Genomic DNA, 23,091 nt, shown 5'->3' with positions numbered 1-23,091 from the left:
GGGAGATTAGCCTATGGGGAAGAACGGGGCTAAATATCGAGTTCGATGTCGCCCTGCGGCATACAGCAGCAGGGGAGGATTTCATCCTGTTGGATGCAGGCCAGCGGGGTTTGGCGATACGCTACTCTGCCTTTTACCAGACGCAGCCGACAGGAGCCGCAATAGCCGGAGCGGCACTGATATTCAATGCTGACGCGGTTAGATTCCAGCACATCCAGCAGGGAAGGGCCGTCGTCTGAACAGGAAAACTGCGCACCGGATGTGCGCAGCGTGATCGTTGGATTGCTCATCGATTACAGCTGGAAATCGCTCAGGTCATCGTCGCTGATTTCTGAATCGATCTGACCGACCAGATAGGAACTGACCTCAACTTCTTGTGGCGCGACCTGTACGTTATCGGACACCAGCCAGGCGTTGATCCACGGGATGGGATTGGTGCGCGTCTGGAACGGCAGCGGTAGCCCAACCGCCTGCATGCGGATGTTGGTGATGTATTCCACGTACTGGCACAGAATATCTTTGTTCAGACCAATCATTGAGCCGTCGCGGAACAGGTATTCAGCCCACTCTTTTTCTTGCTGAGCAGCAAGCACGAACAGGTCATAACACTCTTGCTGACACTCTTCGGCAATCTGCGCCATTTCTGGGTCGTCATGGCCAGAACGCATCAGGTTCAGCATGTGCTGCGTGCCGGTCAGGTGCAGCGCTTCATCACGGGCAATCAGCTTGATGATTTTGGCGTTGCCTTCCATCAGTTCGCGTTCTGCAAAAGCGAAGGAACAGGCGAAGCTGACGTAGAAGCGAATCGCTTCCAGCGCGTTCACGCTCATCAAACAAATATACAGCTGCTTTTTCAGCGTATGCAGATTCACGGTCACGGTCTTGCCATTAACCTGATGTGTCCCTTCACCCAGCAGATGGTAGTAGCTGGTCATCTCAATCAGCGAGTCGTAGTAACCGGAGATATCCTTGGCACGTTTCAGAATCTCTTCGTTCGTTACGATATCGTCAAACACCAGCGACGGATCGTTCACGATATTACGAATGATGTGCGTGTAGGAGCGTGAGTGAATGGTTTCCGAGAATGCCCAGGTTTCCACCCAGGTTTCCAGCTCAGGGATAGAAATCAGCGGCAGTAGCGCCACGTTCGGGCTACGTCCCTGAATGGAATCCAGCAGCGTTTGGTATTTCAGGTTGCTGATGAAGATATGCTTTTCATGATCGGGCAGCGCCTGATAGTCGATGCGATCGCGCGACACGTCAACTTCTTCTGGACGCCAGAAGAAGGACAGCTGTTTTTCGATTAGCTTTTCGAAAATTTCATACTTTTGCTGATCGAAACGCGCCACGTTAACTGACTGACCGAAGAACATCGGTTCGAGCAACTGGTCATTCTTGTTCTGTGAAAAAGTGGTGTAGGCCATGAGTCTCTCCAAAAAAATGCCGTGAGCATTTTTTAACGCCGCGTGTGAAGGCCCATAAGGGGCGGGCAGCGACGCCTGCTATAAAAGATGAAAGGCTGCATCGGCAGCCTTTCATTATTGGCTTAAATCTTACACGCGCCGCCTTCGCAGCCGTCGTCCTGCGGTTCTGCCAATAGGTCATCTTGTACGTCTTCAGCGCCGTCACGGGTGTTTTGGTAATACAGAGTTTTAACACCGAATTTGTAGGCCGTGACCAGATCTTTCAGCAGCTGTTTCATCGGTACTCGACCTGATGGGAAACGTGACGGATCGTAATTGGTGTTGGAGGAAATCGCCTGATCGACAAACTTCTGCATCAGACCCACCAGTTGCAGATAGCCGTCGTTATTTGGCATATCCCACAGCAGTTCGTAAGCATCTTTCAGCGTTTCGTACTCTGGCACAACCTGGCGCAGAATGCCGTCTTTGGATGCCTTGACGCTGATATGGCCGCGCGGTGGTTCAATACCGTTGGTGGCGTTGGAGATCTGAGATGACGTCTCAGACGGCATCAGCGCAGACAGCGTGGAGTTACGCAGACCGTACGCTTTGATGTCGTTACGCAGCGCTTCCCAGTCGAGATGCAGCGGTTCGTTACAGATCGCATCCAGATCGCGCTTATAGGTATCGATAGGCAGAATACCCTGCGAATAGGTGGTTTCATTGAACCACGGGCAAGCACCTTGTTCGCGTGCCAGCACATTCGACGCCTTCAACAGATAGTATTGAATCGCTTCAAACGTTTTGTGTGTCAGGCCGTTGGCGCTGCCGTCGGAGTAACGCACGCCATTTTTCGCCAGATAGTACGCGAAGTTGATCACGCCAATACCCAGCGTGCGGCGACCCATCGCACCACGCTCTGCCGCGGTAATCGGGTAATCCTGATAATCCAGCAGGGCATCCAGCGCGCGCACGGCCAGCGTCGCTAGCTCTTCCAGATCGTCTAAGCTGTTGATGGCTCCGAGGTTGAAAGCCGACAGCGTACACAGCGCGATTTCACCGTTTTCATCATTCACGTCGTTCAGCGGCTTGGTCGGCAGTGCGATTTCCAGACACAGGTTGGACTGGCGAACGGGTGCAATTTGCGGATCGAACGGGCTATGCGTGTTGCAGTGGTCAACGTTCTGAATATAGATGCGGCCCGTAGAAGCACGTTCCTGCATCATCAGGGAGAACAGTTCGACCGCTTTGATGCGCTGTTTGCGGATGCTGTCATCCTGCTCATATTGCACATACAGGCGCTCGAATTCATCCTGATCGGCGAAGAAGGCATCGTACAGTCCGGGTACGTCAGACGGGCTGAACAGCGTGATGTCTTCACCTTTTACCAGACGTTGATACATCAGTTTGTTCAACTGCACGCCGTAGTCGAGGTGACGAACGCGGTTGCCTTCTACGCCACGGTTGTTTTTCAGCACCAGCAGGCTTTCCACTTCCAGATGCCACAGCGGATAGAACAGCGTGGCAGCCCCGCCGCGTACGCCGCCCTGAGAGCAGGACTTCACTGCTGTCTGGAAGTGTTTATAGAAAGGAATACAGCCGGTATGGAAGGCTTCACCACCGCGAATTGGGCTGCCGAGCGCACGAATGCGGCCCGCATTGATGCCGATACCGGCACGCTGGGAAACGTATTTTACGATCGCGCTGGAGGTCGCGTTGATGGAATCCAGGCTGTCGCCACATTCGATCAGCACGCAAGAGCTGAATTGACGCGTTGGCGTACGCACGCCCGCCATGATTGGCGTCGGCAGAGAAATTTTGAACGTAGAGATCGCGTCATAAAAACGTTTAACGTAATCCAGACGCGTCTCACGTGGGTAGCCGGAGAACAGGCAGGCAGCGACCAGAATGTACAGGAACTGGGCGCTTTCGTAGATATCACCGGTGACGCGGTTTTGTACCAGGTATTTCCCTTCCAGCTGTTTTACCGCCGCATAGGAGAAATTCATGTCACGCCAGTGATCGATGAAAGCGTCCATCTGGGCGAATTCTTCCGGGCTGTAGTCTTCCAGCAGGTGTTTGTCGTACTTACCCAGTTCTACCATCTTGGTGACGTGAGTCAGCAGAGCTGGCGGCTCAAACTGGCCGTAGGCTTTCTTACGCAGATGGAAGATAGCCAGACGCGCAGCCAGATATTGATAATCCGGGCTTTCGCGCGAGATCAGATCGGCTGCGGCCTTAATGATGGTTTCATGGATATCAGAGGTTTTGATGCTGTCATAAAACTGAATGTGAGAACGCAGTTCCACCTGAGAAACGGAGACATTGTGTAAACCTTCTGCGGCCCAGGTAATGACGCGGTGGATTTTATCCAAATTGATCTTTTCTTTACTGCCATCGCGTTTGGTAACGAGCAAGCTCTGGTTCATGTTGGGATTTACCTGTTGGTGAAAATAAAAAATATCCCCTGTTTATTCACAGAAATGCCTCTGTGACTAACTCTGTGGATAAATACTAGATATAGATATTTTTTAATAAATGGCTACTACATGGTGAGTATTCTAGTCTGGATTCGTTTGAGTACAAGGCTTGATTTTGGTGTTAATTTCAGGTTGCCGAACCGTTGGTTTCTCGAAATCCTGATTTTGTAAGGGCTAAGAGGATGTCAATATTCTGTAAAAAAAATAAGTCGTGGTCATTTTGTTGGTTTTTCAGGTAAAACCTGGAAAATTGCGCGGTGAAAAACCACGCAACTTTTAAGAGTATTCTTAATCGGTTCTATTTATCGTGGCGAGTGTGCAGCATGTAGTTCACATCCACGTTTGGACCCAGTTTAAAATGGTCCGTCAGCGGGTTGTAGTGCAGCCCGGTGATATGCTTTTCACGCAGTGGTGTACTGTCAACCCAGTGCATCAGTTCTGCTGGTCGAATGAACTTCTTAATGTCGTGCGTGCCACGCGGCACCATTTTTAGCACGTACTCAGCACCGATAACGGCCATCATCCACGCTTTTGCATTGCGGTTGATGGTGGAGAAAAAGACGTGCCCACCTGGCTTGACCAGCTTAGCGCAGGCCTGCACCACGGATTGCGGGTCAGGCACGTGCTCCAGCATTTCCATGCAGGTGACGACATCGTAGAGGCCCGGATGCGCGTGTGCATGCGCTTCTACCGTTTCCTGCACGTAATCGACGGCGACACCGCTTTCTAGTGCATGTAAACGCGCGACTTGCAACGGTTCTGCGCCCATATCGAGCCCGGTGACGTCCGCGCCTTCACGCGCCATGCTTTCGGCCAAAATGCCGCCGCCGCAGCCGACATCTAGCACTTTCTTGCCAAACAGGCCTTCCGCGTGCTGTGAAATATAGCCCAGACGCAGCGGATTAATGCGGTGCAAGGGTTTGAATTCACCTTCTAAATCCCACCAGCGTGAAGCGATAGCCTCAAATTTGGCAATCTCCTGATGGTCAACGTTCGGAGTTTGATTTTCTACATTCATGTGTCATCACTGCCTTTCGTCATCTTTATACTGCCGCGAGTATACTCCCTTCGCGCTGCAACGTGCAGCGGTGTCGCTTTTCTCCGCGGGATACTTTTCTCAACAAGGTGCTTTTCTCTGCAAGGTAACGTTCATTGGGAAAACCGTCTGTTCAGAGCGGAAGGGAGTTTCCCCCGAAACGGCGCTTTGTGATATAATTTTTCACCTTTTGAACAGTTCACCTTATCTGAACGGTTCACTTTTCTGAACACGGGTAGATGCCTAAATAGAGGGATAGCGGCTCCATGAGCGACCTTGCCAGAGAAATCACACCGGTCAACATTGAAGAAGAGCTGAAAAGCTCGTATCTGGATTATGCGATGTCCGTTATTGTCGGGCGTGCATTACCAGATGTTCGAGATGGACTGAAACCGGTACACCGCCGCGTACTGTATGCGATGAGCGTACTGGGTAACGACTGGAACAAACCGTATAAAAAATCCGCCCGTGTCGTCGGGGATGTCATCGGTAAATACCACCCACACGGCGACTCTGCCGTTTATGAAACCATCGTACGTATGGCGCAGCCTTTCTCACTGCGTTACATGTTGGTCGATGGTCAGGGCAACTTCGGTTCGATTGACGGCGACTCCGCGGCGGCAATGCGTTATACCGAAATTCGCATGTCGAAAATTGCTCATGAACTGCTGGCCGATCTCGAAAAAGAGACGGTCGATTTTGTGCCGAACTATGACGGCACCGAGCAGATTCCTGACGTCATGCCAACGCGTATTCCCAACCTGCTGGTTAACGGTTCTTCCGGTATCGCCGTCGGGATGGCAACGAACATTCCACCGCACAACCTGACGGAAGTGGTGAACGGCTGTCTGGCATATATCGACGATGAAAACATCACCCTTGAAGGGTTGATGGAACACATCAAAGGCCCGGATTTCCCAACGGCGGCGATCATCAATGGCCGACGCGGCATTGAAGAAGCTTATCGCACTGGGCGCGGTAAAATTTATATCCGTGCGCGTGCTGAAGTGGAAGCGGACGCGAAAACCGGACGTGAAACCATCATCGTGCATGAAATTCCGTATCAGGTGAACAAAGCGCGCCTGATCGAGAAAATTGCCGAGCTGGTCAAAGATAAGCGTATTGAAGGCATTAGCGCACTGCGTGACGAATCCGATAAAGACGGTATGCGTATCGTCATCGAGATTAAGCGTGACGCCGTAGGCGAAGTGGTCCTGAATAATCTGTATTCCCAGACGCAGCTTCAGACGTCATTCGGCATCAACATGGTCGCTCTGCATCAGGGCCAGCCGAAGATCATGCCGCTGAAAGACATTCTGGTTGCGTTTGTGCGCCACCGCCGCGAAGTGGTGACGCGTCGTACCATTTTTGAACTGCGTAAAGCCCGTGACCGTGCCCATATCCTGGAAGGTCTGGCGATTGCGCTGGCGAACATCGATCCAATTATCGAACTGATTCGCCGTGCGCCGTCACCTGCTGAAGCGAAAGCCTCGCTGATCGCACAGGCGTGGGAACTGGGCAGCGTGGCGGCGATGCTGGAACGTGCGGGCGATGATGCCGCGCGTCCTGAGTGGCTGGAGCCGGAGTTCGGCATCCGTGACGGTCGCTACTACCTGACGGAACAGCAGGCGCAGGCGATTCTGGATCTGCGTTTGCAGAAACTGACCGGCATGGAGCACGAGAAGCTGCTGGATGAATATAAAGCGCTGTTGGCGGAAATTGCCGAGCTGCTTTATATCCTCAATAGCCCTGAGCGCCTGATGGAAGTCATCCGCGAAGAGCTGGAAGCGATCAAAACGCAATACAGCGACGAACGTCGTACGGAAATCACGGCGAACACCGCTGACATCAACATCGAAGACCTGATCAATCAGGAAGATGTTGTCGTCACGCTGTCTCACCAAGGTTACGTGAAGTATCAGCCGCTGAGCGATTACGAAGCACAGCGCCGTGGCGGTAAAGGTAAGTCTGCCGCACGTATAAAAGAAGAAGACTTTATTGATCGTCTGCTGGTGGCCAACACCCACGATACGATTCTGTGCTTCTCCAGCCGTGGCCGTCTGTACTGGATGAAGGTGTATCAATTGCCGGAAGCCAGCCGTGGTGCGCGCGGCCGTCCGATCGTCAACCTGCTGCCGCTTGAGGCCGATGAGCGTATCACCGCGATTCTGCCAGTGCGTGAATACGAAGAAGGTCGCCATATCTTCATGGCAACCGCGAGCGGTACCGTGAAGAAAACGGCGCTGACGGAATTCAGCCGTCCACGTAGTGCGGGGATCATCGCGGTTAACCTGAATGAAGGTGACGAGCTGATTGGCGTTGACCTGACCGACGGTAGCGATGAAGCGATGCTGTTCTCTGCGGAAGGCAAAGTGGTTCGCTTCTCCGAGCAGGCGGTGCGTTCCATGGGCCGTACGGCAACGGGCGTCCGTGGTATCAATCTGCAAGGCGAAGATCGCGTCGTTTCTCTGATCATTCCTCGCGGCGAAGGCGATATCCTGACCGTCACGCAAAATGGCTTTGGTAAGCGTACTGCCGTGAGCGAGTATCCGACCAAGTCGCGTGCGACGAAAGGGGTTATCTCTATCAAGGTCAGCGAACGTAACGGTAAAGTGGTTGGCGCGGTTCAGGTTGATGCCGCAGACCAGATCATGATGATCACCGATGCGGGAACGCTGGTGCGGACGCGCGTGTCTGAAGTCAGTATCGTTGGCCGTAACACGCAGGGTGTTACGCTGATTCGTACGGCGGAAGACGAACATGTTGTCGGCCTGCAACGCGTTGCCGAGCCGGTAGAAGATGAAGAGCTGGATGGCGTGGTAAAAGTTGAAGGCGAAGTTGCCGAAGACGATGATGCTATCGACGACATTGATGGCGATGATGATATCGCTGAAGATGACGAATAAGCCTTTCCATTAAACCGGAATGAGTAGGGTAAGCCAGCGCGATGCGCTGGCTTTTTTTATCGACTCTCGGTAGTGTATCAGCCAACTGGTTCTTCCATTATTCAACGGTATCCATTTGAAATATCTCGCCTCATTCCATACCACATTAAAGGTGTCCCGCTATTTGTTTCGGGTTCTGGCGGTCATGCTGTGGGTATTGGGCGCGCTGATATCCGTTTTTTATGTCACTAAAGTATTGAATGAAAAAGAATCAGAGCTGCGGCAGGAGTATAACCTCAGCTTTGATCAGTCGCAGGGTTACATCCGACATGCGTCGGATATTGTGCGTGAACTCCAGTATCTGGCGGCAAATCGCCTGATGCTGGCAAGAGAAAAGGCAGAGCCGCCAGCGGAAGGGGGCCCCGGTGTCTCCGTTTATGCGCTGGCTCCCGGCGCAACCTGTTCCACACAATATGGTGGGAATGCGGCGCTGCTTTCATTGAGCCATTTTTTCAACGGCTGGCAGGATAATTTCTCTGCCGTCTACGATCTTAACCGGGTCTTTTTTGTCGGTGGCGATCGGCGCTGTATGGTTGATTTTGGCATCCGTAACCAGTCACTCGACCGTGATAACTTGCTTAAAAATGTGCAGGATCGGTTCCAGGATCAGAAGAAGAGTCGCACCCAAAGCGGACGCGATGAAACGATCTATTGGATTACCCCCGCTTCGATCCCCGATGTCGGCTATTTATATGCGCTGACGCCGATTTATGTGGATAACAAGCTGGAAGTCATCATGGGGATTGAACAGACGATTCGTCTGGATGATTTCGTCACCATGGGTAAATTTCCGATCAGTGCCCGGCTGCTGGATCAATATAATCAGGTTGTTTTGCAGTTTTCCGATGATAAAGAGCGTTACGCTTCTTCGGTAGACGGCTATCCCTCCGATCATAATTATTTTGGCTATGTGAATGGGTATGATGAACTCATTCTGAAGAAGTCGCTGCCGCCGACGTCATTCAGCATCGTGTATTCGCTGCCGTTGAAGGTGCTGCTCTCCCATATCAGCGCCTTGATGATCAACATGCTGGTGCTGAATATGCTATCGGCTATCTTGCTGTTTGTATTGGCGCTGGTGTTTGAGCGGAAAATGCTGTTGCCAGCGGAAGTGAATGCGTTCCAGTTGGAAGAAAACGAGCAGTTTAACCGCAAGATTGTCGCATCGGCACCGGTAGGCATTTGTATCCTGCGTATTAATGACGGCACGAACATCCTCAGTAACGAACTGGCGCACAACTATCTCAACCTGCTTACCCACGAGGATAGGCTGCGCATTACCCGCATCATTTGCGAGCAGCAGTCCAAGTTTGTGGATGTCATGACCAGCCGCAATCATCACCTGCAAATCAGCTTTGTCCATTCGCGCTATCGTAATGAAAACGTGGCGATTTGTGTGCTGCTGGATGTCAGCGCGCGCGTCAAAATGGAAGAATCGCTACAGGAAATGGCGAATGCCGCCGAGCAGGCAAGTCAGTCTAAATCGATGTTCCTTGCCACCGTCAGCCATGAATTGCGTACGCCGCTGTACGGGATTATCGGTAACCTCGATTTACTGCAAACCAAATCGCTGCCGCAGGATGCCAATCGTCTGGTTGCCGCGATGAACAACTCTTCCTCACTACTGCTGAAAATCATCAGCGATATCCTCGATTTTTCCAAGATTGAGTCGGAGCAGTTGAAGATTGAAGCGTGTGAGTTTGCGCCGCATGAAGTCATCAGCCACATCACCAGCAACTACCTCCCGCTGGTGGTCAAGAAACGCCTGACGCTGTACTGCTTTATCGATCCGAATGTGCCGGTCAGCCTGTTCGGCGATCCCGTACGTTTGCAGCAGGTGTTATCTAACCTGCTGAGTAACGCCATCAAATTTACGGACACGGGCTGCATTATTTTCGAAGTCGGCTGCCGCGATGGTTATCTGGAATTTGTGGTGCGTGATACCGGCGTGGGGATTCAACCTCGCGAGGCGGTGAAGCTGTTTGACCCGTTCTTCCAGGCCGGAAGTGGTGTTCAGCGCCATTTTCAGGGCACGGGCTTAGGGCTGGCGATTTGTGAAAAGCTGGTCAATCTGATGGATGGAGACATTACCATCGAATCGGAGCCGGGGCTCGGTAGCCTGTTTGGCGTCAGAATTCCGTTGTATAAAGCGCACTATGCCCCAGCGGCGATCAATGCCAGTCTGCAAGGGAAAACGTGCTGGTTGAGAATACGCAATGCCCGGCTGGAGGCTTATCTGCTGACGCTGTTGCAGGATCAAGGGTTGCAGGTGGCGCGTTATCAGAATCAAACCGTGTCGCCTGATGATGTGATGATTAGCGATTACGCGTCAGAAGAGGACGTTACCGTTCGGGCGCATATCGTGATGAGTGGCTCGCATAACGGGTTAGCGCAGGAAGTGAGCGATGGGCACTGGGTGCAAGGGACGTCCACGCCTCAACATCTGCCGGATTTGCTGGAGAAAATCTATCGCTCAGAAAGCGAGGACAGACATCGCATCGAGATTTCACCGCCGCTGACCAGCTACGTACGGGCTGAGAATGGCGACATTATGATTCTGGTGGTTGACGATCACCCCATCAACCGTCGACTGCTGGCGGATCAGCTCAGTTCTCTGGGCTATCAGGCGATGACGGCGAATGATGGCGTGGACGCACTGGGCGTATTGAGTAAAAACCACATCGATATCGTGCTGACGGATGTCAACATGCCGAATATGGATGGTTATTTGTTCACACGACGTATGCGCGAGCAGGGGTTACGTTTCCCGGTTATCGGCGTAACGGCAAATGCGTTGGCGGAAGAAAGAGAGCGTTGCCTTGGTGCTGGGATGGACCACTGTTTGTCAAAACCGGTTACGCTGGATACGTTGCAGCAGGCGTTAGCGCATTACAGTAATGTGGTGCGTCAGGCGAGAACTTCTGAGGAATAACCTGCACCAGCGGCTGCTGGTGCAGGAGAGGACATCCTTAGTCTACCTGCGTCGCGCCGCCGTTAACGGAGGACAGGTAATTCAGCAGGGCGATATCGTTCTCGACGCCCAGCTTGGTCATGGCTGACTTCTTCTGGCTACTGATCGTTTTGATGCTGCGATTCAGTTTTTTGGCGATTTCGGTAACCAAAAAGCCTTCTGCAAACAAGCGCAGCACTTCACTTTCTTTCGGGGACAGGCGTTTGTCGCCGTAGCCGCTGGCGCTGATTTTCTCCAGCACTTTGGATACGCTGTCCGGCGTGAATTTCTTCCCTTTTTGCAGGGCAGCCAGCGCTTTGGGTAAATCGGTCGGCGCACCCTGTTTCAGTACGATGCCTTCGATATCCAAATCCAGCACTGCGCTCAGAATTGCCGGATTATTGTTCATGGTAAGAACAATAATAGAAAGGTGAGGAAAATGGCGCTTAATGTATTTAATGAGGGTAATACCATCGCCGTATTTATCGCCTGGCATGGATAAATCGGTGATTAAAACATTAGCGTCCAGCTTAGGTAGGTTATTGATCAGCGCTGTTGAGTCTTCAAATTCGCCAACCACATTGACCCATTCAATCTGCTCAAGCGATTTTTTGATGCCAAAAAGAACAATAGGATGGTCGTCGGCAATAATTACGTTTAAGTTACTCATCGTTTTGGTTACTCATCTTGTTGGCTACCTTGCTGCCCTTTAGGTTCTGCTGGGGATAGTAATGCACTGACAAACCTCTCAATTTCATGAAGGTTAGCCTCGATCTGTTCACTATCATGCGCGGTAATATGCTGTTCAAGCTGTTCACACAACTGCTTGCCAGGATGCAGATTAAGCATGGCAAACACGCCTTTCAGCCGGTGTGCCGTCTGCGAAAGCGACGGAAAATCGCCTGCTTCCACTTCAGTATACAGCCTCTTTAAATCATCCGGTACTGTCTCCACGAACAGCGAATAATAGTCGCTTGCTGCTAATTGTGCGGCGTAAAATTCGACATTATCCGGTTCCCCTTCCTGTAGCGCATCGGGTGATGTTTCCAGTTGTAGCTCAATCAGCTTAAGTAATGCCTCCAGCAGGAGGTGGCTGATATTATAATTCACCCGCAAACGGCGCGGGCCCAAAGGCGTTACTGTGTCATCGTCATGACTCAACAGCAGCGTATAATCTGCTTTTTTCTCCGGGTCGTCAGTCATGCAGATATCTGCTTCCTGATTAATCTGGCGTTCATCACTAACCAGATAATTCGCGCCCCAGCCCGTCAGCATATTGCCGACAATATGCTGTACTTCATCAGACGTCACATCCAGCAGAACGGTAATACCATCCAGCAGTTTTTCTTCCTCAACGGGAAGCGCTTCCGGCTCCAGTTTTAGCGTCAGAATATAGTGTGTGCCTAATCCGGCCTTACTGTTGATAGCTAACGCGCCGCCCAGTTTATTACAGAGTTGATTGCACAAAAATAAGGTCAATCCTGAATTTTGTCCGAAACGATCGGACGTCGCAGGATGCAGGAAAGGGTGTCGAATATTTTCCTGTTCTTTGCCTGAAACATTCGTTCCCGTATCGCTGATCTGAATAATCAGCGTATCTGACTCATTATTTTTTCTATCAATCGATACCGTAATCTTGCCGTAATCCGTATTGGTCACCGAATAATTCAGCAACAGCGCCAGCGTCTTTTTCAACAGCTCGGCATCGCCCACGTAGGTTTGATTCATATCCAGATTGTAATGATGGAATAGGGTCAAACCTTTTTGATTCAATCGTGGCAGCAGCTCAAGGAGAACATGGTCGATAGCCGTCAGCAGTGAAAAACTCTCGTTAACCACGTTCCATTCCTGCGCTTCCAGCTTTTCGTGCAAGGCAATATTTTCCAGCAGCTCAATCGCGCAGCGGGTATCCGCCGTTAGCTGATCCAGCGTGGGTGTCGGTACGGTTGCTGTCTCGCTGTGGCGTAGCGCATGAATATGCTGCCGTAGTGAAATCAGCGGCTGTTTGAATTCGCTGAGCAGGTTTTGGAATAACCGTTTTCTGGCATGAATATTCTTTTCGTATTCACGCTGGGCGAGCAGCAGTTTGCGCTGTACCAGAATCTCTTTATCCTGTTCACGCAGCAGGAAGAGGCAATAGTCAGGCGAATATCGGCTGCGGATTTGGCGTATTTCATACATCTCATTATTAATCGTGACCTGAATGACGCCCTGATGTTCGTCCGCCATATTGGTGATTTTTTGCAGGCTCAGGTGCGGAAGCAACTGCTCTGCGCGCTCATTCTGTATGACGACTTTATTGTTGCTGAAATCATAAACCAGCACGCCCATTGGGATTCTGCCCGTGGTTTCGCGGTAAATATTCAGCGTCTTTTCCAACTGGCGAGAGACATCCTCGCCGGGATGCGCATACTGCCGACGGAAAAGATAAAATCCGACGACGGACAAACTCAGCAGAACCAGATTCAGCAGCAGAAGCCAGACGTTATTACGCAATGAATCAATAATCAGGGCTTTTACTGGCACCTGAAAAACGATTTTTATCGGTGCATTGACGAGCGTGGCGGAGATTTCAAGATTCGAGCCATGAAGCTGAACGTCAGCCGAGCCTTCACCATTATTGTTGTCCATATTGCTGGCCGCCGGCGTATCCGGCTTCAGCATAAGATGCTCACGCGGAATGGTGTCTGGGATTAAATCGTTAATCGGTAAATCGAACGCCAGAATCGTCGCCAGATGACCCGGCTGGTTGAATGTGGTGCGCAGCGTAAAATAGTAGTCGTTATAGAAGCGTAATTTACGCAGCGGGGAAAAACTTTCGCGTTCGTCTAATATATTCGCCTGTTGCAGCATTTCCGTCCGGCGGGCTTCGGCGATGACCGTAATGTAATTACCACGGAACTGCGAGGAGATATCTTTCAGCGTCTGCGTGGAAATCATCGTCAGGCTGTTGTCGATACCGTTCAGGTAATACATGGAATAGACGCTATTCTCCGCTCCCCAGAGAATATCAAGATAACGTGATATCCGGCGAACCGAGGTCAGTGTCCCTTTATCGTGTTGCCCAAAAATCAGTGCGTCCGTTTTCTGACCGTTTTTTTCTACGTAGAAAACATTCGGCATTAAATTAATGGCGGTAATGTTGGTGTCGCTCGCGGCTGGCTCGCTGTTCAGGCTGCCGTATATTTGATAGGTGAAAAAACGATAGGTATCGACGCGTTTTTGTATGCCCTGAGCAATGGTCGTCAGCGAGTGTTTTTTGTCCGCCAGCAAATCGTTGATGTAGTTATAGCCAAACGTTCCGGTAATCAGGAGCGAGAGCACGGTAAGGAGTGAAAAATAACGCAGGATCATGGCTGGCATCAATTAACGCTCCTGATTAGCGGATAACGGCACGTGCGCTGGCGCTAACGCCCAGCAATAGCAGTGCGACAAACCCGAATGCGGTAGCCAAATTGCTGAACTGTGCAATAAAGCCAAGAATGGTCGGGCCGATCAGAATACCTGCATAGCCTACGGTAGTAATGGAGGCGATGGCCAGATTCGGCGGCATGATCTTTTGATTCCCCGCTGCGCTGAACAGGATCGGCACCACATTCGATGCGCCGATACCCACCATCACAAAGCCAAGAATGGCGGTGATCGCATTATCAATGCTGATTGTTAACACCAGACCGAGTGCGGCGCAGAGGCTGCCGCCGGTCAGAATCGCATAGCGACCGAGCGCATTAACGATGCGATCGCCGTTCAGCCTGCCCAGCGTCATCGCGACGGAAAACGCCGCATAGCCCATGCCCGCCTGCGCGCCGCTCAGGTTACGTTCAACCGTTAAAAAGAGGGCGCTCCAGTCCAGTATGGACCCTTCGGCTAAAAACATGATGAAGCACAGTGAGCCAATGAACATCACCCAGCCGCGCGGGATGACAAACAGCGGGCCGCCCTCATCTTGATTTGTGGTGCGCAGCAGGTGTTGATGCGCTGTTACCATCGCTATCAGCATAAGTGCGACAATCGCCAGAATTGCCATCAACGGAGACAGGCCAAGCCACAGCAGGGCGCTGACGCCGCCTGCGCCGACAATCCCCCCGATGCTAAAGAAACCATGAAAACCGGACATCATCGCCCGGCCGCTGGCCCGTTCGACGATGACGGCCTGAATATTCATCGCGACATCGATCATCCCCATGGACGCGCCGAAAAAGAGCAGCGTTATCGCCATCAGAGGCAGCGTTTCTGCCTGCGTCAGCGCGGGCAAGACCAGACAAAGCAGCGCGCTTGCCAGCAAAATAACGCTGCGGCACCCCAGTTTACTGGTGAGAAAACCGGTCAGCGGCATGGCTAAGAGTGAGCCAATACCGAGAGAAAGCAGCAACATCCCCAAAGAGGCATCACTGATAGCCAGCCGCGTTTTGACAAAGGGCACCAGCGGCGCCCAGGACGCCATAGCAAAGCCCGCAACAAAGAAAACGATGCGCGTGGCTGCCTGTGCTTTCTTGCCTGGCAGATTCTGATTAATGCATAACGGGTTGGAATTCAGCGTTGTACTCATCCTGATGAAGCTATCCAGTCGACGTAACAAAGGCCTATTTTTACCATAGTTAGCGGTCTGAATGGAAAGAATCCTGATGTACGGTTTTGGCGTGAGGGAAGAAGGTAGAGGTGAGGGAGTGGAGCGGGCAAAAAAATGCCGATTAGATAATCGGCAAAAGAATCGGTCAATTGAAGCAATAATGATGATGGAAGAGGATTTTAGAGCGATGCGCGCGACCCGTTTTGCCGTTTGGTGCGATTTTAGCCCGTGTTCACCGTTATGGTCATGAAGATAACCCTAAAAAGTGCGGTGGGACGTACCCTGCTGAGGGTAGCCTGTTGGTCTTGCGTAACCTCTCACCCACGACGTGTTTTTTTCCCGTATAATCCCCTACTTTGTGTTAGGTCTCCGGGGTAACGGTGAAACAACTTTCCGACTTGCTGCAGCGTCTGCAGCAGGATTTGCGCGAGCCACAGCCTGAACGCGCAGGTTTCAGACAAATAACGCGTTCGTTGACTCTCAACGACGCGTCTGAGCTATTGCCGTGGCTGGCGACTCAGCCAGTGTACCCCCAGTTCTATTGGCAGCATCGTCAGGATCGTGAAGAAGCCGCCGTGTGCGGCAATGTGTGCGGGTTTCACCACATTCAGGATGCTGAGGCATTCCTTGTTCAGCAGCAGTGCGATCCCGATGTGCGCATCTGGGGGCTGAACGCGTTTAATCAAACGAAAGAGGGCGGCGCTTCTTCACCCGGCTACCTGTTTTTGCCCCGTGCGGAACTGCGGCGTCAGGATGATACGCTCAGCCTGACTATTAATCTGTTCAGTGACACGTCATTGCAGCAGGATGCTATTGAAGCCTCGGCGTTTATTAATCTGCTTCTTCCACCCGCTCCTCAGCCTCTTTTGCATGCGGAGGTGCAGTCCGTTGGGCATCAGCCGGAGCGTCAGGGATGGATCGATTTGCTCCAGCGCGCGCTGCATGACATCAATGCCGGGCTGATGGAAAAAGTGGTTCTGGCGCGGGCAACCACACTCACGTTGACGCAGCCGCTACAAGCCACCACTTTTATGGCCGCCAGCCGAGCGGCAAATCACCACTGTTTCCATTTCATGCTGGCGCACGATGCACGTCATGCGTTTCTCGGTTCCAGCCCGGAGCGGCTTTATCGCCGTCGGGGTAGCGAACTGGAAACGGAAGCGCTGGCGGGGACGGTGGCAAGCGATCGCGATGCGCACAAAGCCACGGAACTGGCCAACTGGCTGATGAATGACACCAAAAATCAGTGCGAGAACATGCTGGTGGTGGATGATATTTGTCAGCGATTACAGCAGTCCGCGCTGTCATTGGATGTGATGCCGCCGGAAATTGTGCGCCTGCGTAAAGTACAGCATCTGCGCCGTACCATTCACGCCACGCTGCGCACCGCATCCGATAGCGCGTGCCTGAATGCGTTACAGCCCACGGCAGCCGTCGCGGGTCTGCCGAGACAAGAGGCTCGCCGTTTTATTGCTGAACATGAACCGTTTGAACGCGGCTGGTATGCGGGTTCCGCAGGTTACCTTTCGCGTCAGCAGTCTGAATTCAGCGTGGCGCTACGTTCGGCAGAAGTGCGGGATCATGTTTTAACGCTTTATGCCGGAGCCGGAATTGTGGCAGGTTCTGATCCAGAACAAGAATGGCAGGAGTTAGAAAACAAAGCAGCAGGGCTAAGAACCCTGTTAGACGGTGATATGTCATAGTTTTGTTTTATGGTTGTTGTGCGAGGTACTGGTTTATATCAAAGTCAGCGCGATAAAAAAAAATATAATAAGGCTGATCTCGATGTTTGCTGAAGGTCAACCAGGCCGACAACAGTTCGATCATTCGTATTTTGCCTATATCCATCATTTTCTGTGAGCATACAGCCAGTACACAGGAAGATGGCGGGAATAACCTGCAACCTGAGTTGTTGAGTACAACATGTCAACAAGTGTATTTAATCGCCGCTGGGCTACATTACTGCTGGAATCGCTGACCCGCCACGGTGTCCGGCATGTCTGCATCGCGCCTGGTTCTCGTTCCACCCCGCTGACGCTGTCTGCGGCGGACAATCACGCACTGATTTGCCACACGCATTTCGATGAGCGGGGGCTTGGGCATCTGGCGCTGGGGCTGGCAAAAGCCTCACGTGAGCCGGTTGCGATTATCGTGACGTCAGGCACCGCCGCGGCGAACCTTTATCCCGCCATCATCGAAGCTGGGCTGACCGGCGAACGGCTGGTGGTGCTGACAGCCGACCGCCCGCCGGAACTGATTGATTGCGGTGCGAATCAGGCGATTCGCCAACATGCACTGTATGCTTCACACCCCACGCTGGCGCTGGATTTACCGCGCCCCACGCCCGACATTCCGGCTAGCTGGCTGGTTTCCTCTGTGGATAGCGCAATGGCGCGACTGACGCACGGCGCGTTGCACATTAACTGCCCCTTTGCTGAACCGCTGTACGGTGCCGATGACGGCACGGCGTATCAGGACTGGTTAATGACGCTGGGCGACTGGTGGAACAGCCGTGAACCCTGGCTGCGTGAAATGCGTCAGAGTACGCTGGCGGTACAGCCGGACTGGCCGCAGTGGCGACAGAAGCGGGGCGTTGTCCTCGCCGGTCGCGTGACGCCGGAACAAGGCGCGCGACTCGCGGCGTGGGCGAACGAACTGGGCTGGCCGCTGATTGGTGACGTCCTGTCGCAAAGCGGGCAGCCGTTACCCTGTGCGGATATTTGGCTGGCGCATCCTGACGCGGCGGCTCGTCTGCGGCAGGCGGAAATTGTCTTGCAGTTCGGCGGCAGCCTGACCGGTAAGCGCCTGCTGCAATGGCAGGAACAGTGCCAGCCGCAAGAATTCTGGTTAATTGACGATTTACCGGGACGGTTGGATCCGGCTCACCATCGCGGGCGTCGTCTGGTGGCGGACGTGGGCGAATGGCTGTCTGCGCACCCGGCACATAAACAAGCGCCGTGGGCGGATTTGTTGGCGGATATTGCCGACAAAACGCAGCGGCAGATCGACGCGCATCTGGCTTCCCGTTTTGGTGAAGCGCAGCTGGCGCAGCGGATACCGGCGCTGTTGCCGCCGGACGGACAACTATTTGTCGGCAACAGCCTTGTAGTACGCCTGATCGACGCGTTGGCGCAACTCCCGCAGGGATATCCGGTGTACGGTAACCGCGGAGCCAGCGGTATTGATGGCCTGATCTCCACGCTGGCCGGTGTACAGCGTGCCACGTCAAAAGCCACGCTGGGCATCGTCGGCGATCTTTCCGCGTTATACGATTTGAATGCGTTGGCGCTGCTGCGTCAGGCTCCCGCGCCGCTGGTGCTGATTGTGGTGAACAATAACGGCGGCCAGATATTTTCCCTGTTGCCGACGCCGGTTGCTCAGCGTGAAGCGTTTTACTGCATGCCACAAAATGTGGAATTCGGGCACGCGGCCGCGATGTTTGGTTTGAATTACGTGCGTGCCGAGTGCTGGGAACAGCTGGCGAATACGGTGGCGGATTGTTGGACTCAGGGCGGCGTCACGCTGCTGGAAGTGGTGGTTGAACCGAAGGACGGCGCAGCAACGCTTAATGAACTGGTCGCGCAGGTGGCGACGTGGGCGCACTAGAGTTTCAAGGGCTAAGCTGCCGGAAGGTGACGCATGGCGCGGCGGATTCTGGGCAGCCGTGGCTGGTGTGCCTGCATGGTTTATTAGGCAGTGGCGAAGACTGGCTACCCGTTCTGCCGTTTTGTCGTGACTGGCCGGTGTTGCTGGTGGATTTACCCGGACACGGCGCATCGCGAACGATTTCCACAACAGATTTTGCCGATGTCAGTCGCCAGTTAAGCAAGATGCTGTTGGATCAAGGCATTGAGAATTACTGGCTGCTAGGCTATTCGCTCGGCGGGCGTATCGCGATGTATCACGCCTGCAACGGACAACATGACGGCATGCTGGGGCTGCTGGTCGAAGGCGGTCATCCCGGTCTGGCAACGCCGGAATTGCGTACGGAGCGTATCCAGCATGATGCACGCTGGGCGCAACGCTTTCGTCAGGAGCCGCTGCCAGCGGTCTTGCAGGACTGGTATCAGCAGGTGGTGTTTGCCGATCTGGATTCAGCGCAGCGTGAACAGCTGATCGCGCGCCGCAGCGCGAATCACGGTGCGTCCGTTGCGGCAATGCTGGAAGCCACCTCGCTGGGGCGACAGCCCTTTTTAGCGGAACGCCTCCGGCACCTGTCGATACCTTTTGTTTACTTATGCGGTGCCAGCGACGTGAAGTTTCAAACGCTGGCGGCGCAATACGGCCTGCCGTTACTGAGCGTGGCTCAGGCGGGTCATAATGCTCATCAGGCGAATCCAACGGCCTATGCCGAGCGGGTTCGCTCTTTTCTTTTGCATCACGTTAAGGATTGATAACTATGCTTTATCCGAGTGAAGATCTGCTTTACGCACCGATTGAATGGCACGATTGCAGCGGCGACTTCGCCGATATTCTCTACCATAAATCCATCGATGGCATTGCCAAAATCACGATTAACCGTCCTCAGGTTCGCAATGCTTTCCGTCCGCAAACGGTAAAAGAGATGATTCAGGCGCTCGATAATGCCCGTCACGACGACGGCATCGGGACGATCATTCTGACTGGCGCTGGCGATAAGGCATTCTGCTCCGGCGGCGATCAGAAAGTACGCGGCGACTACGGCGGTTATCAGGATGACAGCGGTGTGCATCACCTGAACGTGTTGGATTTCCAACGTCAGATCCGTACCTGTCCGAAACCGGTTGTCGCGATGGTCGCGGGCTATTCCATCGGTGGCGGACACGTTCTGCACATGATGTGCGACCTGACGATTGCGGCAGAGAACGCGATCTTCGGTCAAACGGGTCCACGCGTCGGTTCTTTCGACGGCGGCTGGGGCGCGTCTTACATGGCGCGCATCGTCGGTCAGAAGAAAGCGCGTGAAATCTGGTTCCTGTGCCGCCAGTACGATGCGGCGCAAGCGCTGGATATGGGACTGGTTAACACCGTGGTTCCGTTGGCCGATCTGGAAAAAGAGACGGTACGCTGGTGCCGTGAAATGCTGCAAAACAGCCCGATGGCGCTGCGCTGTCTGAAAGCGGCACTGAACGCAGACTGCGACGGTCAGGCTGGCTTGCAGGAACTGGCGGGTAACGCCACCATGCTGTTCTACATGACGGACGAAGGGCAGGAAGGCCGTAACGCGTTCAACGAAAAACGTCAGCCTGACTTCAGCAAATTCAAACGGAATCCGTAATGCGTCAGGTCACTCTCTATCGTTACAGCGTGCCGATGGAAGCCGGAGTGGTGCTGCGCAATCAGCGTCTGAAAACCCGCGATGGGTTTATCGTTCGCCTGCAAGACGGCGAGCGATTGGGCTGGGGCGAAATTGCGCCGCTGCCGGAATTCAGCGTGGAAACGCTGGCAGAGGCGGAATCAGCCGCGCTTGAACAGCTAACATCGTGGGCGGCAGGGGCGGCATTTTCTGACGATCTTCCGCCTTCTGTTGCTTTTGGCTTGAGCTGTGCGCAGGCCGAACTGGATCAGCGTCTGCCGCAGGCGCAGGCGGCGGACTACCGCAAAGCGCCATTGTGCAGCGGCGATCCTGACGAGCTGTTTGACATGCTACAGGCGATGCCGGGCGAGAAAGTGGCGAAGATCAAAGTCGGCCTGTACGAAGCGGTGCGTGATGGCATGATCGTTAACGTACTGCTGGAAGCCTTGCCGGATCTGAAACTCCGTCTGGATGCCAACCGCAGTTGGACGCGTGCCAAAGCAGATGGCTTTGCCCGCTACGTTGCACCGTCATTGCGTTCGCGCATTGCCTTTCTCGAAGAGCCTTGCAAAACCCGTGAGGAATCTCGTGAGTTTGCGCGGGAAACGGGTATCAGCATTGCCTGGGACGAAAGCGTGCGCGAGGCGGATTTTCGGGTGGAAGCCGAGCCGGGTGTGAGCGCGATTGTGATCAAGCCTACGCTGGTCGGCAGCCTCGCTCGCTGCCAGCAACTGGTGCAGGAAACGCATCAGGCTGGATTAACGGCGGTGATCAGCTCCAGCATCGAATCCAGTCTGGGCTTAACGCAGCTGGCGCGTTTGGCGCATTGGCTGACGCCGGACACGATCCCAGGGTTGGACACGTTGGATCTGATGCAGGCGCAGGTGATTCAATGCTGGCGGGAGAGTGCGCTACCGCTGCTGGCTGCTGAGCAACTGGACGTGGTATGGCAATCCTGACTGACTGGCCGTGGCGACACTGGGCTAACCAGACGTCCCAGCCTGTTTCGTTGAATGAACCCGTTTCGTTGAATGAGTCTGTCGCCTTGATTGACGACGAAATCCGCTGGAACTGGCAGTCGCTTGCCCAGCGGGTGGATCATCTGGCAGCGCATTTCACACTGCAAGGTGTGATGGCCGACAGTACGGTCGCGCTACGCGGGAAAAATAGCGTCCAGATGCTGTTCAGCTATTTGGCGCTGTTACAGTGCGGCGTGCGCGTGCTGCCGCTGAATCCACAGTTACCTGATGCACTAACCGAGGCGCTGCTGCCCACGCTGAATGTGGCGTATGGTCTGTGCCTGAATGATAAACCGTGGCCGAATGCGATACGCACGCTTTCTTTGCCGCCAATTTCTTTGTCACCAGACTCTGCGCCATCAGGCGATACCGAAGAAAGTCACTGCATCGATCGATTACGCTGGCAGGCCGAGCGGCTGGCGACGCTGACGCTGACATCCGGCTCCAGCGGGATGCCAAAAGCAGCGGTGCATTCATTTGCTGCCCATCTCTCCAGTGCGGAAGGTGTGGTGCAGATGATGGCGTTTTCCTCCAGCGACAGCTGGCTGTTGTCACTTCCGCTCTTTCACGTTTCCGGGCAGGGCATCGTCTGGCGCTGGCTTGCGACTGGGGCAACGCTCGTTGTCCGCGCACATCAGCCTCTGGATAGGGCATTGCGCGATTGCACCCATGCTTCTCTGGTTCCAACGCAACTGTGGCGACTGCTGTCAGAGGGGACATTCCCTTCGGCACTGAAAGCCGTATTGCTTGGTGGCGCGATGATTCCGCAGGCGCTGACACAACAGGCGGAAGCGCGAGGCGTCAGCTGCTGGTGTGGCTATGGTCTGACGGAACTGGCGTCCACGGTCTGCGCGAAACGTGCTGACGGGCGTTCGGGCGTCGGCATGCCGCTGCACGGGCGAGAGATTCGGCTGGCGGAGGATGAAATTCTGCTGCGTGGCAGCACGCTGGCCGCGGGCTATTGGCGTGACGGAAAACTGATTCCACTGGTCGATGATGACGGCTGGTTCCACACGCGGGATCGCGGGCGATTTGCCGAGGATGAATGGCACATTCTGGGGCGTCTGGATAACCAATTCTTCAGCGGTGGAGAAGGGATTCAGCCCGAGAATATCGAAGCCGTATTGTTGGCGCATCCTCATGTTCAGCAGGCCTGCATTGTGCCTGTTGACGATGCGGAGTTCGGCCACCGTCCTGTTGCGGTATTGGAGGTGGCACAAGCCACGACGCTTGATGCAATACGCGATTGGCTACAGCCACAGCTTGCCGGATTTCAGTGCCCGGTCGCGTATTATGCGCTGCCCGCTGAACTGAAAAATGGTGGGATTAAGCTTTCTCGCCAGCAGGTGAAAAGCTGGGTCAATGCCATGCACCATTCGCCCAACACAACAGGCCGCGCAGCGCGGTCGTAGG

At 53.7% G+C, this 23,091-nt stretch carries 15 protein-coding genes; 8 read left to right on the top strand and 7 right to left on the bottom strand.

Going from position 1 to position 23,091, the window contains the following annotated elements; genetic code table 11:
• Positions 1-29 precede the first annotated feature (29 nt).
• The 4 genes from yfaE to ubiG form a co-directional block, all read right to left on the bottom strand.
• Positions 30-290, bottom strand: coding sequence for a class I ribonucleotide reductase maintenance protein YfaE (yfaE, locus tag MYB54_RS15925; RefSeq protein ID WP_010284079.1), 261 nt, complete (start codon positions 288-290; stop codon positions 30-32).
• Positions 291-293: 3 nt separating this feature from the next.
• On the bottom strand, positions 294-1,424 hold the full coding sequence (gene nrdB / locus MYB54_RS15920; RefSeq protein ID WP_014700796.1) for a class Ia ribonucleoside-diphosphate reductase subunit beta: 1,131 nt from the start codon (positions 1,422-1,424) through the stop codon (positions 294-296).
• Positions 1,425-1,546: 122 nt separating this feature from the next.
• The gene (gene nrdA, locus MYB54_RS15915; protein WP_014914569.1) at positions 1,547-3,832 is read right to left on the bottom strand and encodes a class 1a ribonucleoside-diphosphate reductase subunit alpha; all 2,286 of its coding nucleotides are present in this window, start codon (positions 3,830-3,832) and stop codon (positions 1,547-1,549) included.
• A 349-nt stretch (positions 3,833-4,181) separates the two neighbouring features.
• Positions 4,182-4,901: a bifunctional 2-polyprenyl-6-hydroxyphenol methylase/3-demethylubiquinol 3-O-methyltransferase UbiG gene (gene ubiG / locus MYB54_RS15910; RefSeq protein ID WP_014914570.1), complete on the bottom strand. Its 720-nt coding sequence runs from the start codon at positions 4,899-4,901 to the stop codon at positions 4,182-4,184.
• 284 nt (positions 4,902-5,185) lie between these two features.
• Here ubiG and gyrA point away from each other — a divergent pair, with 284 nt between their 5' ends.
• Together gyrA and rcsC are read left to right on the top strand one after the other, a co-directional pair.
• Positions 5,186-7,825 carry a DNA topoisomerase (ATP-hydrolyzing) subunit A gene (gyrA, locus tag MYB54_RS15905; protein ID WP_014914571.1) on the top strand — a complete coding sequence of 880 codons (2,640 nt, stop codon included), beginning with the start codon at positions 5,186-5,188 and terminating at the stop codon, positions 7,823-7,825.
• A 163-nt stretch (positions 7,826-7,988) separates the two neighbouring features.
• A complete protein-coding gene (gene rcsC / locus MYB54_RS15900; protein WP_248721050.1) occupies positions 7,989-10,796 on the top strand; it encodes a two-component system sensor histidine kinase RcsC in 2,808 nt (935 codons plus the stop codon).
• 37 nt (positions 10,797-10,833) lie between these two features.
• On the opposite strand, the gene rcsB is transcribed toward rcsC, so the two are convergent.
• Genes rcsB through MYB54_RS15885 form a run of 3 tightly spaced genes read right to left on the bottom strand, consistent with a single transcriptional unit; the run spans position 10,834 to position 15,363 of the window.
• A complete protein-coding gene (gene rcsB, locus MYB54_RS15895; RefSeq protein ID WP_005976164.1) occupies positions 10,834-11,484 on the bottom strand; it encodes a response regulator transcription factor RcsB in 651 nt (216 codons plus the stop codon).
• Between the two features lie 8 nt (positions 11,485-11,492).
• Positions 11,493-14,177: a phosphotransferase RcsD gene (gene rcsD, locus MYB54_RS15890; RefSeq protein WP_205568754.1), complete on the bottom strand. Its 2,685-nt coding sequence runs from the start codon at positions 14,175-14,177 to the stop codon at positions 11,493-11,495.
• A 16-nt stretch (positions 14,178-14,193) separates the two neighbouring features.
• Complete coding sequence (locus MYB54_RS15885; RefSeq protein ID WP_248721049.1) at positions 14,194-15,363, bottom strand: MFS transporter; 1,170 nt, start codon at positions 15,361-15,363, stop codon at positions 14,194-14,196.
• Positions 15,364-15,764: 401 nt separating this feature from the next.
• Here MYB54_RS15885 and menF point away from each other — a divergent pair, with 401 nt between their 5' ends.
• The 6 genes from menF (at position 15,765) to menE (ending at position 23,090) form a co-directional block, all read left to right on the top strand.
• On the top strand, positions 15,765-17,087 hold the full coding sequence (gene menF, locus MYB54_RS15880) for an isochorismate synthase MenF (RefSeq protein ID WP_248721048.1): 1,323 nt from the start codon (positions 15,765-15,767) through the stop codon (positions 17,085-17,087).
• Positions 17,088-17,307: 220 nt separating this feature from the next.
• Positions 17,308-18,990: a 2-succinyl-5-enolpyruvyl-6-hydroxy-3-cyclohexene-1-carboxylic-acid synthase gene (gene menD, locus MYB54_RS15875; RefSeq protein ID WP_248721047.1), complete on the top strand. Its 1,683-nt coding sequence runs from the start codon at positions 17,308-17,310 to the stop codon at positions 18,988-18,990.
• Positions 18,978-19,778 carry a 2-succinyl-6-hydroxy-2,4-cyclohexadiene-1-carboxylate synthase gene (menH, locus tag MYB54_RS15870; RefSeq protein ID WP_248721046.1) on the top strand — a complete coding sequence of 267 codons (801 nt, stop codon included), beginning with the start codon at positions 18,978-18,980 and terminating at the stop codon, positions 19,776-19,778. Before menD ends, menH begins: the two co-directional genes overlap by 13 nt.
• Positions 19,779-19,783: 5 nt before the next feature.
• On the top strand, positions 19,784-20,641 hold the full coding sequence (menB, locus tag MYB54_RS15865; RefSeq protein ID WP_010301311.1) for a 1,4-dihydroxy-2-naphthoyl-CoA synthase: 858 nt from the start codon (positions 19,784-19,786) through the stop codon (positions 20,639-20,641).
• Entirely contained in the window at positions 20,641-21,618 is a 978-nt protein-coding gene (menC, locus tag MYB54_RS15860; protein WP_248721045.1) for an o-succinylbenzoate synthase, read from the top strand. Before menB ends, menC begins: the two co-directional genes overlap by 1 nt.
• Positions 21,606-23,090 (top strand): o-succinylbenzoate--CoA ligase, encoded by a 1,485-nt coding sequence (menE, locus tag MYB54_RS15855; RefSeq protein WP_248721044.1) that lies wholly within the window; start codon positions 21,606-21,608, stop codon positions 23,088-23,090. The genes menC and menE overlap by 13 nt, the downstream gene beginning before the upstream one ends.
• Position 23,091 lies beyond the last annotated feature (1 nt).

This window comes from Pectobacterium nicotianae (genome assembly GCF_023272715.1).
GTDB classification, from domain to species: Bacteria; Pseudomonadota; Gammaproteobacteria; order Enterobacterales; family Enterobacteriaceae; genus Pectobacterium; species Pectobacterium brasiliense.
Note: the sequence above shows the minus strand (reverse complement) of the source record. Positions and strands in the feature narration are given on the sequence as shown.

What these genes read in the sequence shown, in the direction of transcription:
- yfaE (WP_010284079.1), bottom strand. Translation starts at nt 290, where the DNA reads ATGAGCAATCCAACGATCACGCTGCGCACATCCGGTGCGCAGTTTTCC.
- nrdB (WP_014700796.1), bottom strand. Translation starts at nt 1,424, where the DNA reads ATGGCCTACACCACTTTTTCACAGAACAAGAATGACCAGTTGCTCGAA.
- nrdA (WP_014914569.1), bottom strand. Translation starts at nt 3,832, where the DNA reads ATGAACCAGAGCTTGCTCGTTACCAAACGCGATGGCAGTAAAGAAAAG.
- ubiG (WP_014914570.1), bottom strand. Translation starts at nt 4,901, where the DNA reads ATGAATGTAGAAAATCAAACTCCGAACGTTGACCATCAGGAGATTGCC.
- gyrA (WP_014914571.1), top strand. Translation starts at nt 5,186, where the DNA reads ATGAGCGACCTTGCCAGAGAAATCACACCGGTCAACATTGAAGAAGAG.
- rcsB (WP_005976164.1), bottom strand. Translation starts at nt 11,484, where the DNA reads ATGAGTAACTTAAACGTAATTATTGCCGACGACCATCCTATTGTTCTT.
- rcsD (WP_205568754.1), bottom strand. Translation starts at nt 14,177, where the DNA reads ATGCCAGCCATGATCCTGCGTTATTTTTCACTCCTTACCGTGCTCTCG.
- MYB54_RS15885 (WP_248721049.1), bottom strand. Translation starts at nt 15,363, where the DNA reads ATGAGTACAACGCTGAATTCCAACCCGTTATGCATTAATCAGAATCTG.
- menD (WP_248721047.1), top strand. Translation starts at nt 17,308, where the DNA reads ATGTCAACAAGTGTATTTAATCGCCGCTGGGCTACATTACTGCTGGAA.
- menB (WP_010301311.1), top strand. Translation starts at nt 19,784, where the DNA reads ATGCTTTATCCGAGTGAAGATCTGCTTTACGCACCGATTGAATGGCAC.
- menC (WP_248721045.1), top strand. Translation starts at nt 20,641, where the DNA reads ATGCGTCAGGTCACTCTCTATCGTTACAGCGTGCCGATGGAAGCCGGA.
- menE (WP_248721044.1), top strand. Translation starts at nt 21,606, where the DNA reads ATGGCAATCCTGACTGACTGGCCGTGGCGACACTGGGCTAACCAGACG.